Origin of the sequence: Streptomyces sp. NRRL S-118 (assembly GCF_000716335.1) — a bacterium.
GTDB lineage: Bacteria > Actinomycetota > Actinomycetes > Streptomycetales > Streptomycetaceae > Streptomyces.
Window position 1 is genome coordinate 19,593 of record NZ_JOBL01000196.1, and the last position, 16,842, is coordinate 36,434.

At 70.3% G+C, this 16,842-nt stretch carries 16 protein-coding genes and 1 pseudogene; 8 read left to right on the plus strand and 9 right to left on the minus strand.

Going from position 1 to position 16,842, the window contains the following annotated elements; translation table 11 throughout:
- Positions 1-2 precede the first annotated feature (2 nt).
- Positions 3-614, plus strand: coding sequence for a 5-formyltetrahydrofolate cyclo-ligase (locus IH00_RS0102390; protein ID WP_031068992.1), 612 nt, complete (start codon positions 3-5; stop codon positions 612-614).
- 40 nt (positions 615-654) lie between these two features.
- On the opposite strand, the gene IH00_RS0102395 is transcribed toward IH00_RS0102390, so the two are convergent.
- Entirely contained in the window at positions 655-3,441 is a 2,787-nt protein-coding gene (locus tag IH00_RS0102395) for a penicillin acylase family protein (protein ID WP_031068994.1), read from the minus strand.
- A gap of 271 nt (positions 3,442-3,712) precedes the next feature.
- On the opposite strand from IH00_RS0102395, the gene IH00_RS0102400 reads away from it, so the two are divergent.
- The 6 genes from IH00_RS0102400 to IH00_RS0102430 all read left to right on the plus strand — a co-directional run bounded on the left by IH00_RS0102400 (position 3,713) and on the right by IH00_RS0102430 (position 9,492).
- A complete protein-coding gene (locus IH00_RS0102400) occupies positions 3,713-5,170 on the plus strand; it encodes a potassium/proton antiporter (protein ID WP_031068997.1) in 1,458 nt (485 codons plus the stop codon).
- A 254-nt stretch (positions 5,171-5,424) separates the two neighbouring features.
- Positions 5,425-6,726, plus strand: a complete 1,302-nt coding sequence (locus IH00_RS0102405; RefSeq protein WP_031068999.1) for an MFS transporter — start codon at positions 5,425-5,427, stop codon at positions 6,724-6,726.
- Positions 6,727-6,795: 69 nt separating this feature from the next.
- Positions 6,796-7,113, plus strand: coding sequence for an FmdB family zinc ribbon protein (locus tag IH00_RS39725; RefSeq protein ID WP_078887514.1), 318 nt, complete (start codon positions 6,796-6,798; stop codon positions 7,111-7,113).
- 86 nt (positions 7,114-7,199) lie between these two features.
- Complete coding sequence (locus IH00_RS0102420; protein ID WP_031069000.1) at positions 7,200-8,039, plus strand: S-methyl-5'-thioadenosine phosphorylase; 840 nt, start codon at positions 7,200-7,202, stop codon at positions 8,037-8,039.
- Positions 8,040-8,397: 358 nt separating this feature from the next.
- On the plus strand, positions 8,398-8,904 hold the full coding sequence (locus IH00_RS0102425) for a hypothetical protein (RefSeq protein WP_078887515.1): 507 nt from the start codon (positions 8,398-8,400) through the stop codon (positions 8,902-8,904).
- A gap of 72 nt (positions 8,905-8,976) precedes the next feature.
- A complete protein-coding gene (locus IH00_RS0102430) occupies positions 8,977-9,492 on the plus strand; it encodes a large conductance mechanosensitive channel protein MscL (RefSeq protein WP_199819677.1) in 516 nt (171 codons plus the stop codon).
- Between the two features lie 46 nt (positions 9,493-9,538).
- On the opposite strand, the gene IH00_RS0102435 is transcribed toward IH00_RS0102430, so the two are convergent.
- The 3 genes from IH00_RS0102435 to IH00_RS0102440 are packed head-to-tail and all read right to left on the minus strand — an operon-like array spanning position 9,539 to position 10,502.
- Positions 9,539-9,748 carry a hypothetical protein gene (locus IH00_RS0102435; protein ID WP_031069005.1) on the minus strand — a complete coding sequence of 70 codons (210 nt, stop codon included), beginning with the start codon at positions 9,746-9,748 and terminating at the stop codon, positions 9,539-9,541.
- A gap of 21 nt (positions 9,749-9,769) precedes the next feature.
- Entirely contained in the window at positions 9,770-9,907 is a 138-nt protein-coding gene (locus tag IH00_RS42525; RefSeq protein ID WP_158827620.1) for a hypothetical protein, read from the minus strand.
- Positions 9,885-10,502, minus strand: a complete 618-nt coding sequence (locus IH00_RS0102440; protein ID WP_031069007.1) for a TetR/AcrR family transcriptional regulator C-terminal domain-containing protein — start codon at positions 10,500-10,502, stop codon at positions 9,885-9,887. Before IH00_RS0102440 ends, IH00_RS42525 begins: the two co-directional genes overlap by 23 nt.
- Positions 10,503-10,568: 66 nt before the next feature.
- Between IH00_RS0102440 and IH00_RS0102445 the strand changes: the two genes are divergently transcribed.
- A complete protein-coding gene (locus IH00_RS0102445) occupies positions 10,569-11,801 on the plus strand; it encodes a beta-ketoacyl-[acyl-carrier-protein] synthase family protein (RefSeq protein ID WP_031069009.1) in 1,233 nt (410 codons plus the stop codon).
- On the opposite strand, the pseudogene IH00_RS43215 reads toward IH00_RS0102445, so the two are convergent.
- The 5 genes and pseudogenes from IH00_RS43215 to IH00_RS0102470 all read right to left on the minus strand — a co-directional run.
- Positions 11,783-11,886, minus strand: a pseudogene (locus IH00_RS43215) (MFS transporter); the annotation flags it as partial. The gene IH00_RS0102445 and the pseudogene IH00_RS43215 overlap by 19 nt on opposite strands.
- Positions 11,887-12,123: 237 nt before the next feature.
- Entirely contained in the window at positions 12,124-12,456 is a 333-nt protein-coding gene (locus IH00_RS0102455; protein WP_031069011.1) for a small basic family protein, read from the minus strand.
- Positions 12,453-13,382, minus strand: a complete 930-nt coding sequence (locus IH00_RS0102460; RefSeq protein WP_031069013.1) for a DUF881 domain-containing protein — start codon at positions 13,380-13,382, stop codon at positions 12,453-12,455. Before IH00_RS0102460 ends, IH00_RS0102455 begins: the two co-directional genes overlap by 4 nt.
- A 100-nt stretch (positions 13,383-13,482) precedes the next feature.
- The gene (locus IH00_RS0102465) at positions 13,483-15,978 is read right to left on the minus strand and encodes a mannose-1-phosphate guanyltransferase (RefSeq protein WP_031069015.1); all 2,496 of its coding nucleotides are present in this window, start codon (positions 15,976-15,978) and stop codon (positions 13,483-13,485) included.
- A 123-nt stretch (positions 15,979-16,101) separates the two neighbouring features.
- Positions 16,102-16,710: a cardiolipin synthase ClsA gene (locus IH00_RS0102470; protein ID WP_031069016.1), complete on the minus strand. Its 609-nt coding sequence runs from the start codon at positions 16,708-16,710 to the stop codon at positions 16,102-16,104.
- Positions 16,711-16,842 lie beyond the last annotated feature (132 nt).

A 16,842-nucleotide genomic window follows, 5' to 3' on the forward strand; every position in this document is an offset into this window, starting at 1 on the left:
CTATGACCGGCGACATGTCTGAAAAGACCGCTCTGCGACGCCACCTGCTCGCCGCGCGGACCCTTCTGACCAGTGAGGACGTCGAGAAGGCAGCCGCGGTTCTCACCGACATCGCCCTGAAACTGCCCGAGCTGCGACGGGCTCGGACGGTCGCCGCATATGTGTCGATGGGAACCGAACCGGGCACCCGCGCGCTTCTCGACGCGCTGCGCGGGCGCGGGGTGCGCGTCCTGCTGCCGGCCCTCCTGCCCGACAACGACCTGGACTGGGCGGCGTACGAGGGCGCCGAGCGGCTCGTACGCGCCCGGCGCGGGCTCCTGGAGCCGTCCGGGCCCCGCCTGGGCGTGGACGCCGTCCTGGAGGCCGACACGGTCCTGCTGCCCGGCCTCGCCGTCGACGCGCGCGGCATGCGCCTGGGGCGGGGCGGCGGTTCGTACGACCGGGTGCTCGCCCGGTTCGTGCGGGCCGGGGCGGACCCGCACCTGGTGGTGCTGCTCTACGCGAACGAGGTGGTCGAGCGGGTCCCGGAGGAACCGCACGACCACCCCGTGCACGCGGTGGTGACCCCGGACGTCACGCTCCGGTTCAGGCCCTTCCACGGCCTGATGGCCTGAGCGGAGTCACGGCCCGGGCGGCCTCACGGCCCGGGCGGAGTCACGGTTTGAGCACCAGTGTGTCGGCGGTCGTCGCGTCGACCGCCTTCTCGCCGTAGGCCCAGTCGAGCAGCTCACCCTTGGCCCACTTGTCGGTCTGGTCGGTGTAGTGGGCGCTGTAGGCGTGTCCGGAGGCGCCGGTCAGGTTGATCCAGCGGGACTTGTCCCAGTCGCCGACGTTCACGACCATGCGCATGGACGGCACCCAGACGACCCCGTAGCCGCCCGCGGCGTTCCAGCCGGTGGCGTTGACCGCCGCCTCGCCGCCGGCCAGGTTCCACGGGCCCCGGTTGAGCATGGCCTGCAGGAAGCCCGGACCTTCGGTGCCGAGGGTCTGGTTCTTGAGGGTCAGCTGGTGCAGGCGGCCCCAGCTCCAGCTGTTGACGTCCTTGCCGAGCTTCGAGGTCAGCTCCCAGCGGGCGTCGATCATGGCGCGCCGCAGGAGCTGGTCGCGGGTCGTGGTGCCCTCGTCGATCCGGTTGGCCGGCGACTGCCACCACTCGCTCTTCTCGTTCTTCAGGAGCGGGCGGACCACCTCGTACCAGCGGTCGCCGCCGTCCGGCTGGGCCGACTCGGCGTCACGCTGGCCGCACTCCCGCACGAGCCTGTTCTGCTCGTCGATCGGGCCGGTCGAGTCGGCCGGGCGGACGTTGATGCACTCGCCCTTGACCCGCAGCTCCTTCGGCAGCTTGTCACCGAAGGCCAGCTTGAGGACGTTGCGCCAGACCGCGTTGAAGTACGCCGCGGCGCCCGAGTCCGCCGCCTGGGTGTAGTCCCAGCCCTCCAGGAGCTGCTGGGCCTCACGGACGTACGCGTCGTCCGAGACGTCGATCTTCAGCAGGTACGGAGTCAGCATCTTGGCGATCTCGCTGCTGTTGTCCATCTGCATGGTGCGCATGTCGTCGGTCGAGATCTTGCCGCCGTCCTTGATCTTCAACTCGATGAGGTCGTTGATCCGCTGGCTGCGCGAGCCGTAGCCCCAGTCCTGCGTGAGCGCGTGCGGGTACTTCTCCGCGTCGATGACGGCCTGGTTGGCGGTCACGATGTAGCCGCGCTGCGGGTCCTGCTCGTACGGCAGCTCGTCGAAGGGGACGGGGTCCTTCTCCCAGCGGTACTTCGGGTCCCAGCCGGGCGCCGGCATGGTGCCGTCGTGGCCCTTCGCGCGGACGGGGATCCGTCCGGGTGCCTGGTAGCCGATGTGGCCCTCGGCGCCCTTGGCGTCGGCGTAGACGAGGTTCTGGGCGGGGACCTCGAAGTCGCGGGCGGCCCGGCGGAACTCGTCGAAGTCCTTGGCGCGGTTCAGCTTGAACACGGCGTCCATGGACTTGCCCGGGTCCAGCGCGGTCCACCGCAGGGCGACCGCGTAGCCGTCGCCGCGGTCGGGGGCCGGGGTGGTGACGGGGGCCTTCTCGCCGACCTTCTCCAGCTCGTTGTTGCGGTCGGACACCAGGGGGCCGTTGTTGGTGGTGCGGACCGTGATGGTCCGGCTGCCGCCGCCCGCGACCTTGATGGTCTCCGTGCGGACGGTGAAGGGCACTTCCTTACCGCCGTACTGGTAGCCCTTGTCGGAGACCTTCTGCAGGTAGAGGTCGCTGACGTCGGCGCCCAGGTTGGTGAAGCCCCAGGCGATGTCCTGATTATGGCCGATTATCACACCGGGCATACCGGAGAAGGTGTACCCGGCGACGTCGTAACGGCACTTGTCGGACACGGAGCGGCAGTGCAGGCCCATCTGGTACCAGAGGGACGGCAGCTGCGGCGCCAGGTGCGGGTCGTTCGCCAGGAGCGGCTTGCCGGTGGTCGTGTACTTGCCGGAGACGACCCAGGAGTTGGACCCGATGCCGTTGCCGTTCGGGCCGAGCAGCGCCGGGATGCGCTCCAGGCTGTCGGACAGCGCGGACAGCTGCGTCTGGAAGCCCTGGGCGGCCCCCTGCGGGGTGCCGGCCGCTCCGGAGGAGCCCTGGGAACCCTGGGAACCCTGGGAACCCGCCGAGGAGCCGGAGGAGCCGGATGCCTCGGCGGACGGGTCGAACTTGCCCGTCGCCTCGTCCACGGCCCCCTTGCCGACGACCGGCTGGTGCAGGTCGTACGGGTAGGCCGGGTAGAGGTCCTTGATCTGCTTCTCGCTGAGCCGGCTGTGCATCAGCGATCGGTCGATCTCCTCCTGCATGTTGCCGCGCAGGTCCCAGGCCATGGCCTTGAGCCAGGCCACCGAGTCGACCGGCGTCCAGGGCTCGATCGTGTAGTCGTTGCTGAAGGCGAGGGCGGCGTACTCCAGGGAGACGTCCCGGCCCTCCTTGCCCTTCAGGTAGGCGTTGACACCGTCCGCGTACGCCTGGAGGTACTTCTTGGTGTCGGGCGAGAGCTTCTTGTCGTACTCCTCCTGCGCCACCCGGTGCCAGCCGAGCGTGCGCAGGAAGGCGTCCGCGTCCACCTGGCTCTTTCCGAACATCTCGGAGAGCCGCCCGGCCGTCATGTGGCGGCGCACATCCATCTCCCAGAAGCGGTCCTGCGCGTGGACGTAGCCCTGCGCGCGGAACAGGTCCTCGTCGGTGGAGGCGTAGATCTGCGGGATCCCGTACTGGTCGCGCTTGACGTCGACCGGGGCGCTCAGCCCCTCGACGTCGAGCGTGCCGGTGGTCTGGGGGAAGGAGGCGCGCACCGTGCTGACGGTCCAGTAGGCGCCGTATCCGACGCCCGCGACCAGCGCCAGCACCAGAACGAACACGAGCAGGCGGGCGCGTCGCCCCTTCTTCTTGGTGGAAGCGGCGGTGGTGTTGGCGGGCATCGCTGTCCTTCGAGGCGCAGGCTGGTCCGGGAGTGCTGGGAGCAACCATAGGCGCAGCGCTCACCCGGCCAGGACGCGGTGTCTGTACGGGACCCTTCCGGGACCCCTTGCCACTGGGGCACCTGGTGCGAAAGAGACGTCAAGAAAACGTTAAAGATTAGGTAAGGTAACGAAGTAAGCGGCAGCCGGCAGAGATCCGGCATGCACGTGAGGGAAGGATCGGCCACTGACTGTCCACCAGCTCAACGAACTCCTGCTCATCAGCGCGCTCGTGCTGCTCGTCGCCGTCGCGGCGGTGCGCATCTCGTCCCGCAGCGGGCTTCCCAGCCTGCTGCTGTACCTGGGGATCGGGATCGCCATGGGGCAGGACGGCATCGGCCATGTCGCCTTCGACAACGTCGGACTGACCCAGGTGATCGGCTATGCCGCCCTGGTGGTGATCCTGGCTGAGGGCGGCCTGGGCACCAAGTGGAAGGAGATCAGGCCCGCGTTGCCCGCGGCGGCCCTGCTGTCGACCGTCGGCGTCGCGGTGAGCGTGGGCGTCACCGCCACGGCGGCGCATTACCTGGTCGGCCTCGACTGGCGCCAGGCCCTGATCATCGGCGCGGTCGTCTCCTCGACGGACGCCGCCGCGGTCTTCTCCGTCCTGCGCAAGGTCCCCCTCCCCTCGCGCCTGACCGGTGTCCTGGAGGCCGAGTCCGGGTTCAACGACGCCCCCGTGGTGATCCTGGTGGTGGCCTTCTCCACGACCGGACCGGTGGACAGCTGGTACGTACTGGTCGGCGAGATCGTCATGGAGCTCGCCATCGGTGCGGTGGTCGGCCTGCTGGTCGGGTTCCTCGGCTCGTTCGGGCTGCGGCACGTGGCACTGCCCGCCTCCGGCCTGTACCCGATCGCGGTGATGGCCATCGCGGTCGTGGCGTACGCGGCCGGCGCCATGGCGCACGGCAGCGGCTTCCTGGCCGTGTACCTGGCCTCGGTGGTGCTGGGCAACGCCAAGCTGCCGCACGCGCCGGCGAACCGCGGTTTCGCCGAGGGCCTGGGCTGGATCGCCCAGATCGGCATGTTCGTGCTCCTGGGGCTGCTGGTGACCCCGCACGAGCTGCTCGACGACTTCTGGCCGGCCGTGATGGTCGGGCTGGTGCTGACGGTGGTCGCGAGGCCGCTCTCGGTCGTGATCAGCCTGCTGCCGTTCCGGCTGCCGTGGCAGGAGCGGGCCCTGCTCTCCTGGGCGGGCCTGCGCGGCGCCGTGCCCGTCATCCTGGCGACGATCCCCATGGTGACCGGTATCGAGGGCAGCGAGAAGATCTTCAACATCGTCTTCGTCCTGGTCGTCGTCTACACCCTGGTGCAGGGCCCCACGCTGCCCTGGCTGGCGAAGGCGCTGCGGCTGGGCGACGCCGGGGAGGCGGCCGACCTGGGCATCGAATCGGCCCCCCTGGAGCGGCTGCGCGGGCACCTGCTGTCGGTGGCCATCCCGGGAGGCTCGAAGATGCACGGCGTGGAGGTCGCCGAGCTGCGCCTGCCGCCCGGGGCGGCCGTCACCCTCGTGGTGCGGGACGACAAGAGCTTCGTACCGTCACCGACGACCGCGCTGCGGCGCGGCGACGAGCTGCTGGTCGTGGCCACGGATCCGGTGCGGGACGCGGCGGAGCGACGGCTGCGGGCGGTCGGGCAGGGCGGCAAGCTGGCCGACTGGCTGGGCACGGGCGGACGGACATCCGGTTGATCACAAGGTGCACGCGGGACGGGGTAGGCAAATTCACAGGCGTCATATGCCTCTCCCCTGTATCATGAAGGCACACTGATCGACCGAACCTGATCGACCACCTCTGCCTGATGCAGAGCTGGCGCGACCGTATGGCGGCCGCGACGCCCCTGTGAGTGGGCACCGGTATCTACCGCAGTTCCGCGCAAGAGGACAGCTCTCGGCGGCTCCCGACACCCAGGGGAGCGCTACCAGGCGGCAGAAAGGCACGGGCCGTGGCATCCACGGTCACCACGTCTGACGCTGTCAAGCGTCCCGGCTACGGGCAGCTCCTGCGCACCCCAGGTGCGTGGTCGTTCCTGCTCCCCGGGTTCGCGGCGCGGCAGCCCTTCGCGATGCTGACCATCGGCATCGTCCTCCTGGTTCAGCACACCACCGGTTCCTACGGAAGCGCCGGCGCCGTCGCCGCCTTCACCGGTGTCTCCATGGCGCTGTTCGCGCCGCAGAGCGGCAAGCTCGCCGACCGTTTCGGCCAGCGTGCCGTGCTCGTCCCCGGCGTCGTCGTGCACACCGCGTCCGTCACCGCCCTGACGGCCCTCGCCCTGGCCGACGCTCCCCTGTGGGCGCTGTTCGCCGCGGCCGTCCCGACGGGCGCCTCCGTGCCCCAGGTCGGGCCCATGGTGCGCGCCCGCTGGGCCGCCCGGCTGGAGGGCTCGCCCCTGATGTCGACGGCGGCGGCCTTCGAGTCCGTCACCGACGAGTTCACCTTCGTGGTGGGCCCGGTGCTGGCCACCGCCCTGTGCACCGGCGTCCACCCCGCGGCCGGCCTGATCGCCGAGGCGTCGCTGACGCTGGCCGGCGGTCTGCTCTTCGCCGCCCAGCGCCGTACGCAGCCGCCGCACGGCTTCGCCGCCGCGGGTGACGCCGAAGGCGGGACCCACGCGCGCGGGGAGCGTGCCTCCGCGCTGTCCATCCCCGGCGTACGGGTCCTGGCCGTCGCCTTCCTCGGCATCGGCTCGGTCTTCGGCGGCATGCAGGTCTCGCTGACCGCGTTCACGGAGGAGATCGGCAACCCCGGCGCCAACGGCCTGCTGTACGGGCTGTTCGCCGCGGGCAACATGCTGGCGGGCATCGCGGTCGGCGCCATCGCCTGGAAGATCGGGCCGCGCCGCCGCCTGATCGCCGGGTACGCGGCCCTCACCGTGGCCGCCTCACTGCTGTGGTCGGTGCACTCGGTCGTCCTGCTGGGCGCGCTGGGCCTCGTCGTCGGCCTGTGCATCGCCCCCGCGCTGATCACCGGCTACACGCTGGTCGAGACGCTGGTGCCCGCCTCCGCCCGTACCGAGGCCTTCACCTGGCTGACCGGTGCCGTGGCGCTGGGCCAGGCGGCCGCCGTGACAGTGGCCGGGCGGCTCGCGGACGGGTACGGCGCGAGCGCCGGATTCCTGGTCCCGCTGGGCGGCACGGCACTCGCACTGGTCACTCTGGTGGCCCTCCGGTCGCACCTCGCACCGCGTACCGCCGCACGGACAGTGGCACGTGGCGTCGGTCACCGAGTGCCGGTGACGGTGGACTGATCCCGCGGAATACGTCAGTATGGACTGTCGTTAGCACTCAATGAGTGAGAGTGCCAGGAGGAAGACAAAGTGCCGACCTACCAGTACCAGTGCACCGAGTGCGGCGAGGGCCTCGAGGCGGTGCAGAAGTTCACCGATGACGCGCTGACCGAGTGCCCCAGCTGCAAGGGACGCCTGAAGAAGGTGTTCTCGGCGGTGGGCATCGTCTTCAAGGGCTCCGGTTTCTACCGCAACGACAGCCGTGGCGCGTCGTCGAGCAGCTCGCCCGCGTCGTCCTCGACGTCCGCTTCGTCGACGTCGTCCTCGTCCTCGTCGAAGGGGGCGTCCTCCGACGCGAAGCCGGCGGCATCGAGCACGTCGAGCAGCAGCACCAGCTCCGCTGCCTGACCTCTTCCTCCTCGGTCGTTCCCGTGGACCCCGCCGTTCCGTACGGCGGGGTCCACGGCGTTTCCGCGCCCGGCTAGGGTGACCGCATGGCGAACACGAACGCAGAGATCGGTGTGATCGGCGGCTCGGGCTTCTACTCCTTCCTGGAGGACGTCACCGAGGTCCAGGTGACCACCCCGTACGGCAGCCCGAGCGACTCCCTGTTCTTCGGCGAGCTGGCCGGACGGCGCGTCGTGTTCCTGCCGCGGCACGGCCGCGGCCACCACCTGCCGCCGCACCGCATCAACTACCGCGCCAACCTGTGGGCGCTTCGCGCTGCCGGTGTGCGCCAGGTCCTGGGGCCCGGCGCGGTCGGCGGCCTGCGCCCCGAGTACGGGCCGGGCACCCTGCTCGTGCCGGACCAGCTCGTGGACCGCACCAAGGCGCGGACGCAGACCTACTTCGACGGCGAGCCGCTGCCGGACGGCAGCGTGCCGAACGTCGTGCACACCTCGTTCGCCGACCCCTACTGCCCCGACGGGCGCAAGATCGCGCTGGCCGCCGCGCACGGGCGCGGCTGGGAGGCGGTGGACGGCGGCACCATGGTCGTCATAGAGGGCCCGCGCTTCTCGACCCGGGCCGAGTCGCAGTGGCACGCGGCGATGGGCTGGTCGGTCGTCGGCATGACCGGTCACCCCGAAGCGGTGCTCGCCCGGGAGCTGGGGCTCTGCTACACCTCGATGGCGCTGGTCACGGACCTGGACGCGGGTGCGGAGACGGGCGAGGGCGTCTCGCACACCGAGGTGCTGAGGGTGTTCGGGGAGAACGTCGGACGGCTGCGCGAGGTGCTCTTCGACGCGGTCGCGGCGCTGCCGGAGACCGACAGCCGGTCGTGCTTGTGCACGCACGCGCACGACGGCTGGGACCTGGGCATCGAACTGCCGTAGTCCTCACCCGTCGAGGTGAGGACTTTCTCCACATACGCCGGGCTGTCCACAGGGTCCGGCGGGATCGGCCCGGGCGCGGGATCGTGAGGGGCGACGGCGTCGGCGGAAAGCCGGCGGACGTCCCGACGCGATCTTCCTCGACCTCGTGCAGGTGGTGTGTGCCGTGCCGTTCTCCGCATCCTTCCCTTTCTCCGCCTCTCCTTCCGCCCGCTCGTCCGCCGCTTCTCCTTCCACCCCCTTCTTCTCCGCTTCTCCTTCCGGCCGCTCGTCCTCCGCTTCTCCTTCCGCCTGCTCTTCCCCCTCCTTCTCGACGTTCTCCTCCTCTCCGTCCGTCTGCTCGTCCGTTGCGCCCGCCGGGGTGCCGGAGATCCGCGGTGTGCCGCAGTTCGCGCCGCTGCGGGTCCGCGGCGGGAGGCTGCGGCTGCGCCGGGCGGTGCGGCGCAGGCGGCGGGCCCTGGCGGCCGGGCTGGCGGTGACGGCTGCCGCCCTGGCGGCCTGGGGGCCGCGCGGCCCGGCCGACACCGGCGCACCGCACGCCGTGACGGCGGTTCCGGAGCGGCAGAAGGAGCGAGCGCGCCCGCCGGTCGCACTGGTGTCGGCCCCGGTACGGATCGCGGACGCCGCGACGGTCCGGCTGCTGCGGGCCGGGGACCGGGTGGACGTGATCGCCGCGGCCGCGTCGCCCACGGAGGACGGCGAGGACGCCAAGGTGGTGGCCGCCGGGGCCCGGGTGGCCGAGGTGCCGCGGATGCGCGAACCGTCCCCGGACGGCGGGGCACTGGTCGTGCTGTCGGTACCGCGGGCGACCGCGGCCGCGCTGGCCGGTGCCGCCGCCACGTCCCGCCTGGCGGTGATCCTGTGCTGATTCGCACCGAACGTCTGTCCCGTCACCTGTCCGTATGTACGGATTGGGCGGTTATGCACGGTTCCCGGCGTAATGGCTGCGCCAACTGCCCCCGCGACGAAGGGCACCGTGGTGAGCCAGGAGAAGTCGGAGAACGTGCTGGAAGGCTTCAAGGCCTTCCTCATGCGGGGCAATGTGATCGACCTGGCGGTCGCGGTGGTCGTCGGCGCCGCGTTCACCAACATCGTGAACGCCGTGGTGCGGGGCGCCATCAACCCGGTCGTCGGTGCCTTCGGCACCAAGAACCTGGACAGCTACCGGTGCTGCCTGAGGGGCCCGTGCCTGGTGAACGACAGCGGCGAGGTCGTCAGCGGCATCACGATCCTGTGGGGCTCGATGTTCAGTGCCACCCTCGGCTTCCTGATCACCGCGGCGGTCGTGTACTTCCTGATGGTCCTGCCCATGGCCAGGTACCTGGCCCGGCGGGCCGCGCAGGAGAGGCTGCGGGCGGACGTCGAGGAAACCTTGGAGGTCAGCGAGCTGGAGATGCTCAAGGAGATCCGGGAGGAGCTCGTCGCACAGCGGGACGCCGGCCGCACAAGGCCGTAGCCGGGGCCGGTGGGGCCCCGGCCCGGCGGTCGGCTCCAGCGCCGGCTCAGATGTGGTGCGGCGGCTTCTCGTCGAGGAAGCGCGCCAGATCCGCGGCGCTGTCGCCGGCAGGAGTCCGCTCGCCCCACGCTCGGTCCGTATCGTCCGCGGATTGCTGGTCCAGCGGATCGTCGAAGACCAGGGCCGGCGTCTTCTTCTTCGGCGGCGCCGGCTCGGGCTTCGCATCGCGCGGGCCGGGGGTGGGGGCGGTGCTCATAACCCCAGCGTACGCCGTGCGTCACCGGCCCTCGGGGTCGAGCAGCCGCAGCCCGAGGACGGCGAGGAACGACACACGAACCGGAGCCGTCGCGCGGGAACCGCGCAGGTCTCCGCCGCAGGCCCGTTCGGCCGAGCTAGCCGCGCTCGGGTTCGTCATGGATGGTCAGTGCTCCGGCGAGGTCGAGGTCGGCGACCGTGCCGTGGGCCCCGGCGCGGACGAGCAGCACTGCGCCGAGCGCGGTGCTCCAGAAGGTCCTGGCCTCCATGCTGAGCGGTCGTCGGGTCCTCCAGCCGCGACTGTCGATGAGCTGGCTCACGAAGCGCTCGGATTGCCGGAACAGCAACTGGAGGTGCCGGTCGACCACGGGGGCGAGTTCGGGCTTGGAGATCCCGGCGGCGAGTGCTCGCGCGACCGATGGGAGCGAGGGCATGGCCAGTACGGCGCGGGCGATGTTGCGTCGAAATGCCGCCGCATCGGGGGCTTGGCGACCGATGCGCTCGATCCGTCGGGCGTCATGCAGCAAGCCGAGAAAGGCGGCGTGCACGAGCAGCGAGTCCTTGGAGCCGAAGTAGTAGGTGACCTGATTGGGGAAGACGCCTGCCGCGTTCGCGATCTCCGCGACGCTCACCTCGGCGCCGGGCCGCTCCTTGCAGAGCCGTGCAGTTGCCTCGATCAGCCGGCGCCTCGTCGCGCGACCTCGGTCACGCGACCGAGCCGACGTCGATCGGGCTTCGGTTCGCTTCTTCTCCACCCCCGAATTGTATGTGATACAAACAAGAGCGTTTACTTGTATCGCATACAAGAAAGGTCCACGGACATGCACCGGACTGAAGTCGTCGTGACCGGGCTCGGCGCCATCACGCCACTCGGTGGAGACGTCGAGTCCACCTGGGCCGCCCTGCTCGCCGGCGAGTCCGGCATCCGCGGCGGCGTCCTGCCCGGCCACGAGGACGCCGGTCTTCCCGGCACCGTCGCGGGGACGATGGCGATCGATCCCGCCGACTCGCTGCTGCCGGTGCAGGCGAGGCGGCTCGACCGCTCACAGCAGGCAGCCCTCACCGCGGCGGCCGAAGCCTGGGCCGATGCCGGCGCCCCGCGGGTGGACCCGGACCGGCTCGCATCAGCGGTCGGCACGGGCATCGGAGGCGTACGGACGCTGCTGAAGGAAGACGACGCACTGGAGGCGGCCGGGACACGGCGCGTCTCGCCCCGCACGGTCCCGATGCTCATGCCCAATGCGGCGGCAGCGCTGATCAGTATCGAATACGGCGCGCGGGCCGGGGTCTACACGCCCGTCTCGGCGTGCTCCTCCGGTGCCGAGGCGATCGCCCTGGGGGCCAGGCTCATCCGTGCCGGCGAGGCGGACGTGGTCATCGCGGGTGGAACCGAGGCCGCGATCACCCCGATCACCGTCGCCGGCTTCGCGCAGGCACGAGCGCTGTCGCGATACACCGCCGAACCCGCCTCGGCTTCCCGGCCGTTCGCCGCGGACCGCAGCGGATTCGTCCTCGGCGAAGGCGCGGCTGTCGTAGTGCTCGAAAGCGCCGAACACGCCGGCGCCCGAGGCGCGCGCGTCCACGCGGTACTCGCGGGCGCCGGCATAGCCGCCGACGCTCACCACATCACGGCGCCCGCTCCCGATGGCTCCGGTCAGATCTCGGCCATGCGGAAGGCCCTCGCGCAAGCCGGCTTGGCTCCCGAGCGGATCAGCCACATCAACGCCCACGCCACCGGGACTCCGGCCGGTGATGTCGCCGAGGCGCACGCGATCGGCGAGGTCTTCGGCCGCGCCACCGTGACAGCCCCCAAGGCGGCGCTCGGCCATCTCTTCGGCGCCGCCGGCGCAATCGAGGCGGTCATCGCCATCCTCAGCGTGAAGCACGGCGCCATCCCGCCGACCCGCAACATCACCGCGGCCGGCGTCGGTCCCGACATCGATCTCGATGTCGTCACGGAGCGACGAGACGTCCCCCAGGAAGCCGTGCTCAGCAACTCCTTCGGCTTCGGTGGGCAGAACGTCTCACTCATCGTCACCGGCGCACGGCAGTAGGCGAACCGCTGCCGGTGATGGCGCCGCGGTCCTTCATGCGCCGCCACGGGAAGCAGCCGGCACCGGGGATGACGCGGGCGATGGCGGCGGTCGGCAGCGCGGCGACCGCGGTCCCGGCGAGGGCGGCCCGCCGCTGCACCGCACCGAGCCCCCCGCCCCGGCTCCGGCTCCGGCTCCGGCTGCGGCTCCGGCTGCGGCTGCGGCTGCGGCTGCGGCTGCGGCTGATTCTGGATGTCGCTCCCGCTCACGCCGGCGCTCTGCTGCGGCTTCCGCTCGGCGCCCTCGTCCGGGCGGGGTGTCTGCTCGTTGTCGCTCATCGGCCTCACGCCCGGAACACGTGCCGCCGGATGGCAGCGGCGTTGGAGAAGATGCGGATACCCAGCACCACGACCACGCCGGTGGACAGCTGCGCGCCGACCCCCAGCTTGTCCCCCAGGAACACGATCAGTGCCGCCACGACGACGTTGGACAGGAAGGACACGACGAAGACCTTGTCGACGAAGATCCCGTCGAGCATGGCCCTCAGCCCTCCGAAGACCGCGTCGAGCGCGGCCACGACGGCGATCGGCAGGTAGGGCTCCACCACCGCAGGCACCTCGGGCCTGACGAACAGCCCGACCACGACTCCCACGACGAGGCCCAGTACGGCGATCACGATGTGCCCTTCCCTGTGTCTGCCGTGCCCGGCCCGTCACCCGTCCCGGCTCCGGCGGTCCTCGGCTCTGCTGTACGTACGATCAGGCTCGGCGCGGCCGGCAGACGCACCTGCTCCTGGTCGGAGATGCTGGTACGGATCCCGAAGTTCTCCCGCAGCGCCTGCAGGTACTGGCCGTCGGCGCTGTCCTGGAACGCGGTGCTCAGCTTCTTCCCGTCCCCCACCGCGAGCACCGTGTACGGCGGCACCAGCGGTTTGTTGTCGACCAGTATGGCGTCGCCCGCCGCGCGGATCGCCGACAGGGCGGTCAGCCGCTGCCCGTTGATGGCCACCGCCTCGGCACCCGACTGCCACAGCCCGTTGACCACGCGCTGCATGTCACGGTCGCGCACCCGCCCCGTGTCGGAGAAACCGCTGCTCTCCCGGGGGCCGTCGCCGCCCTGCTCGGTGTCCTCGGCGTCGTCGACGACCAGCTTGACGCCCGGCCCGCGGACCTCCGTCGCACCCGAGAGCAGCGCGACCAGTTCGCCCTGGTCACCCCCGTGCTGCTGCAGCGCCTTGCGCTGGCGCTCCCCCACCTCTGCCCGCAGCGACTCGATCTTCTCCTCGAGCCCGTCGGCGGCCGACGTCTCCGACTCGATGCGGTCGATGAGCTCCTCGCGCTCCTTCGCCACCACCGGCGCCGCGACCTGCGCCTGTGCCGCACCGAGCGTCACGACCGCGGCGGCCACGACGAGCCCTCCGGCGAGCCCGAGCTTGGCCCGCAGCGTACGGGGCAGACCGCCGCCCTCGGCGGCTCTGCGGGCCGAGGCCTCCGCGTAGCCGTCGTCGAGCGCATGGTCCATGACATTGGTCAGCAGCGACATGGACGCATCGGGACGCGGCGGCGGTGAACCTGTGCTCCGAACGGGGGGCGGCTGCGACATGCCGCACATCGTCGCACGTCGCAGCCGTTACCGCCGAATGGCCCCACCGAAGTGCCGGGAGGCGCCCGCGGGCACCTCCCGGCACATGGGCCTCAGCGGCTCACCGACCGGCGCTCTCCACCACCGCGGCCCACTCGTCGAGCAGTGCCTGCGCGGAAGCGTCGTCCGGCCCCTCGGCCCACAGATGGGTGACGGCCTCCGCCGGGTCGGGCAGCACCATCACCCACCGGCCGTCGGCCTCCACGACGCGTACGCCGTCGGTCGTGTCGACATGCCGGTCCCCGGCCGCCTCCACGACCCGCCGCATCACGAGACCCTTGACGGCCCACGGAGTGGCCAGGTCCCGCCGCAGCACATGGGCTCGGGGTATGCGCGCATCGATCTGGCTGAGCGTGAGCTGGGTCCGCGCCACCAGGCCGATCAGGCGCACGAACGCCGCCGTACCGTCGAAGACGCTGCTGAACTCCGGGACGATGAACCCACCGCGCCCGTCGCCACCGAAGATCGTCGACTCCTCGCGGCCCACCCGTGTCAGGTCGTCCGGGGAGGTGGTCGTCCAGTCCACCTGGGTACCGTGGTACGCCGCTACCTGCTCGGCGATCCTCGTCGTGGTGACCGGGAGCGCCACCCGCCCGCTGCGCCGCTCGGCGGCCACCAGGTCGAGCAGCACCAGCAACGCGCGGTCGTCCTCGATGATCCGGCCCCGCTCGTCCACCAGCGAGATCCGCTCACCGACGGGGTCGAACCGCACGCCGAAGGCGGCCCGCGCCGACGCCACTATCTCGCCGAGCCGTACGAGACCCGCCCGGCGGGACTCGGCCGTCTCCGTGGGCCGGGACTCGTCGAGACCCGGGTTGATGGTCAGCGAGTCCACCTGGAGCCTGCCGAGGAGGCTCGGCAGGACGAGTCCCGCGCTGCCGTTGGACGCATCGACCACGACCTTGAGGCCGGCTTCGGCGATGCCGGTCGTGTCGACGTTGCGCAGAAGGGACCCGGTGTACGAGTCGAAGACGCTGGACGGGAAGCTCAGGTCGCCGATCTCGCCCGGGAAGGCGCGCCGGTACTCCTGCCGCGCATAGACGCGGTCCAGCTTCCGCTGCCCCGCCTGAGAGAGGTCGGCGCCCCGCTCGTCGAAGAACATGATGTCCACGGAGTCGGGCACACCGGGAGACGTCCGGATCATGATGCCGCCGGCACTTCCGCGGCCGGTCTGCTCACGCGCCACGGGCAACGGCACGTTCTCCAGGTCCCGTACGTCGATGGCGCTGGCCTGCAGCGCGGAGATCACGGCCCGCTTGAGGGCTCTCGCACCCCGGGAGTGGTCACGTGCCGTGGTGACCGTGGCGCCCTTCTTCAGCGTGGTGGCGTACGCCCCGGCGAGCCGTACCGCCAGCTCCGGGGTGATCTCCACGTTGAGGATGCCGGAGACGCCGCGCGCTCCGAAGAGATGCGCCTGTCCGCGGGACTCCCAGATCACCGACGTGTTGACGAAGGCACCGGCTTCGATCGTCTTGAACGGGTAGACCCGCACATTCCCCTGGACGATCGATTCCTCACCGACGAGGCACTCGTCACCGATGACGGCGCCGTCCTCGATGCGGGCGGCTCGCATGATGTCGGTGTTCTTGCCGATCACGCAGCCGCGCAGATTGCTGTGCTGCCCGATGTAGACGTTGTCGTGAACAACCGCCTTGTGGAGGAAGGCGCCGCTCTTCACGACCACGTTCGATCCGACGACGGTGTGTTCACGGATCTCCACATCGGCTTCTACCTTGGCGTAGTCGCCGATGTACAACGGCCCGTGCAGCACCGCGTCGGGGTGAACCTCGGCGCCCTCGGCGACCCAGACTCCGGGGGAGATCTCGAAGCCGTCGAGCTGGACGTCCACCTTGCCCTCGAGCACGTCGGCCTGGGCCTTCACATAGCTCTCGTGGGTGCCGACGTCCTCCCAGTAGCCCTCGGCGATGTAGCCGTAGATCGGCTTGCCTTCCTTCATCAACTGCGGGAAGACATCGCCGGACCAGTCGACGGGCACGTCGGGCTGGACGTAGTCGAAGACCTCCGGCTCCATCACGTAGATACCCGTGTTGACCGTGTCCGAGAAGACCTGACCCCAGGTGGGCTTCTCCAGGAAGCGCTCCACCTTCCCTTCCTCGTCCACGATCGTGATGCCGAATTCCAACGGGTTCGGCACCCGGGTCAGGCACACCGTCACCAGTGCGCCCTTCTCCTTGTGGAACCTGATGAGGTCCGTCAGGTCGAAATCGGTGAGCGCATCACCGGAGATGACGAGGAAGGCGTCGTCCTTCAGCGCCTCCTCGGCGTTCTTGACACTCCCCGCGGTGCCGAGTGGCTTCTCCTCATTGGCATAGGTGAGCTCCATGCCCAGCTCTTCGCCGTCGCCGAAGTAGTTTTTTACCAGCGAGGCCAGAAACTGCACGGTAACAACGGTCTCATTGAGCCCATGCCGCTTGAGCAGCCGCAGCACGTGCTCCATGATCGGCCGGTTGGCCACCGGCAGGAGTGGCTTGGGCATGCTCGAGGTCATGGGGCGAAGGCGCGTGCCTTCGCCGCCAGCCATCACAACGGCTTTCATGTCGGAAGCGTCCTCCTTGCAGAGACGACGGTCTAGCCGACTGCACCCATCCGGTAACTGGCCCTCTCGCGTCATACGGACGCGGCGCTCAATCGCCGCGCTTCACCAGACACACAGACAGGCTCAATCGGCCGTGGCATCCGCCTTGACAAGTCGGCGGACTTGGACCACATAGAGGATCCCTGCCCACCAATAGAGAGTTGTACCCCATCCGGCGAACGCCCACCCGAAAACTTCAGCGAGTGATGCCAGCCATCCGTCCCCGTCACTGAGCAGCAGCAGGGGGAACGCATACATCAGGTTGAAGGTGGCCGCCTTGCCGAGGAAGTTCACCTGCGGGGGCGGATAGCCGTGCCGGCGGAGGATTCCCACCATCACCAGCAGCATCAGCTCACGGGCCAATAGCGCGGCGGTCAGCCACAACGGCAGGATCTCGCGCCATGTGAGCCCGAGGAGCGTCGAAAGGATGTACAGCCGGTCGGCCGCGGGATCCAGCAGACGCCCGAGGCTGCTGATCTGGTTCCAGCGACGGGCGAGCTTCCCGTCGAGATAGTCGCTGACACCGCTGAGCGCCAGCACCAGGAGCGCCCAGCCATCACTGTTGGGTCCGCCGAACACCGGGCGGAGAATCAGCCACAGGAAGAGCGGCACACCGACGAGGCGAGCCATGCTCAGGATGTTCGGGATGGTGAGGACCCGGTCCGTCTGAACGCGGGTCTCCTGTACCTCCACCCGGGTGCCTCCTGGGGAACGTGCCAACGATGCTCCCTGACTTTACCGTCAGGCCCCGCCGGCCCGTACACAGGGTCCGAGTCCGGCCCAGAGCATCCGGGCCCGGAACGCGGAAAAGCCCCGCACCTGTCT